The organism is Paenarthrobacter sp. PAE-2, from assembly GCF_026013155.1.
Taxonomy (GTDB): Bacteria; Actinomycetota; Actinomycetes; order Actinomycetales; family Micrococcaceae; genus Arthrobacter; species Arthrobacter ureafaciens.
The window spans coordinates 1-2272 of sequence record NZ_JAPDNV010000089.1 but is presented as its reverse complement, the minus strand read 5'-3'; the positions used below and the strand labels follow the sequence as shown (position 1 = coordinate 2272).

The window sequence follows — 2272 nt, the reverse complement described above, 5'->3', positions numbered from 1 at the left end:
TGGGAAACGCCTCGCATTTCCGCTGCCCCTACCACGGCTGGTCCTACCGCAACGACGGACGCATCGTAGGCCTTCCGTTCCACAAAGAGGCCTACGGTGGGGAAGAAGGCTTCAAGAAAAAAGGCCAGACCCTGCTCCCCGCTCCGTCTTTGGGCGTATACAACGGCCTGATTTTCATCAGCCTAGACCCTGACGCGGAACCCCTTGAAGACTTCCTGGGCGACTTCAAGTTCTACATGGACTACTACACCAAGCAGAGCGCTGACGGCATCGAACTCCGGGGTCCGCAGCGCTGGCGGGTCAAGGCGAACTGGAAGATCGGGGCCGAAAACTTCGCCGGCGACATGTACCACACCCCACAAACGCACACGTCAGTTGTTGAAATTGGCCTCTTCCGTGAACCAAAGGCTGAGAAGCGCAAAGACGGAACAACCTACTGGGCCGGCAACGGCGGCGGTACTACCTACAAGCTTCCAGAAGGCACGCTGGAGGAACGGCTCCGCTACGTAGGCTACCCAGACGACATGATCGCGCGGATGAAGGAACAATGGAGCCAAGAGCAGCTCGATGTAGTGGGCAAGGACGGGTTCATGGTGTCGGCCGCATCGGTGTTCCCGAATATGAGCTTCGTCCACAACTGGCCCCGCGTAGAAGAAGACTCCGACGAAGTCCTGCCGTTTATCTCCATCCGCCAATGGCAGCCGATCAGCGAAAACGAGACCGAGATCGTCTCGTGGTTTGCCGTGGACAAGAACGCCTCTGAGGAGTTCAAGGCCCTTTCGTACAAGGCATATCTCATGTGCTTTGGCAGCGGCGGCATGTTTGAACAGGACGACGTTGAGAACTGGGTCTCGCTGACCAGCACCGCGGGCGGCCCCATGGCCCGCCGCCTGCTGCTCAACAGCCGAATGGGCATGCTGGAAAACGGACAAAACGTCGTAGAGCCCCTGACCTCAGATGAGTATGCGGGACCAGGTTCAACGCGAGTGGGCTACAGCGAATACAACCAGCGTGAACTCCTGCTGCGGTGGGCTCATCACCTCGAACGTCCGATGGAGAAGGCAGCCCAGCTGCACGTCGGAACCGATCCCATTCAGGCGCCCGCGGCTGCCGAGGCGGATCCCTCACGGGCCGCCGGGAGCACCACTATTGCAGCCGCCCCGATTCTCACAAAGGAGGCCTAGGCCATGAGTGTTGAAACCGACCGCAACGGCAAGACCCTTTCGGAGCAGTCCATTCTTGGCGGCCACGCCCCACGCACACAGAGAATAGGGGAATCCCTCCCGTTCGATGACGCGCTCCACCTTCAGGCGCACCGGTGGCTGGTAGACGAAGCGTACCTCCTGGACGCCCAGGACTATGACGCATGGATGGCACGGATTGCTGAAGACGTGCACTATCTAATGCCCGTCCGGGTGACCACCGCCCTGGGGGCCGGATACAGCACCTCCCCCGGTATGGCCCACCTTGATGAAAACAGGTACTCGCTCAGCCGGCGGGTAGCCCGGTTTGCCACAGAGCATGCCTGGACTGAAGACCCTCCCTCTCGGTTGCGCCACTACGTCACCAACGTTCGGACGTTCCGCACAGACAACCCGAACGAAATCATCGTTGATTCGGCTGTGCTTCTCTTCCGCAGCAGGGGTGACGTGCGGGAGGCCGCCACGGTGTCCGCCGGACGGGAGGACCTTCTGCGCCATACCGGTACGGGGTGGGAGCTGGCACGCCGAACCATCATGGTGGACGAATCGGTCATCCGGATGCAGAATTTGGCCATATTCCTATGAAAATCGGATGGGAAGGCGAGGAAGAAGACCGCCTTGCCGCCATTCGCGCGGCAGAGGAACGTGTCCGGCTGGAAGCGCACGTTACTGGCGCTCCGATCGTTATTGCCAATGAATTTTCAGAGGTGCACATCGCAAGGGTGGAGACCCGCAATGGTTCCCGGCTGATGATCAAATCCCCGCGCTCCGGACAGTGGGTTAGCTTGTGCCCGCTGGAACTCGAGTCGCTGACTTGGCAGGCACCGGCAACGTTTTCGGCCATGATCGGCAATCCGTTCGGTCCGCTCATCGCCGAGGATGAACGACCGTCCCAATTCAAGAAGAACAGCAACACTTAGGTCAAGGAGTTTGAGCATGCCAGTCGTAAAAGCAGACCTAGCAGCCTGCCAAGGGTACGCCAACTGCGTTGTCGGTGCGACCGATTATTTTGATTTGGATGACGACGGGATCGTAGTCCTCCTCAAGACTGAAGTACCCGAGGCTGACCG

The 2272-nt window shown here is 59.6% G+C and carries 4 protein-coding genes; all 4 read left to right on the top strand.

Annotated elements, in window-relative coordinates; genetic code table 11:
- The coding region (locus tag OCL88_RS20975; RefSeq protein ID WP_264963830.1) for an aromatic ring-hydroxylating dioxygenase subunit alpha at nucleotides 1-1184 on the top strand (1184 nt) is incomplete at its 5' end.
- 3 nt (nucleotides 1185-1187) lie between these two features.
- A complete protein-coding gene (locus tag OCL88_RS20970; RefSeq protein WP_264963829.1) occupies nucleotides 1188-1787 on the top strand; it encodes a 3-phenylpropionate/cinnamic acid dioxygenase subunit beta in 600 nt (199 codons plus the stop codon).
- On the top strand, nucleotides 1784-2122 hold the full coding sequence (locus tag OCL88_RS20965; protein WP_264963828.1) for a hypothetical protein: 339 nt from the start codon (nucleotides 1784-1786) through the stop codon (nucleotides 2120-2122). Before OCL88_RS20970 ends, OCL88_RS20965 begins: the two co-directional genes overlap by 4 nt.
- Nucleotides 2082-2272: ferredoxin (locus OCL88_RS20960; protein WP_319951676.1), on the top strand; the 191-nt coding region annotated here is incomplete at its 3' end. The genes OCL88_RS20965 and OCL88_RS20960, both read left to right, overlap by 41 nt.

Coding starts and splice junctions, on each gene's coding strand:
- OCL88_RS20970 (WP_264963829.1), top strand. CDS start 1,188: ATGAGTGTTGAAACCGACCGCAACGGCAAGACCCTTTCGGAGCAGTCC.
- OCL88_RS20965 (WP_264963828.1), top strand. CDS start 1,784: ATGAAAATCGGATGGGAAGGCGAGGAAGAAGACCGCCTTGCCGCCATT.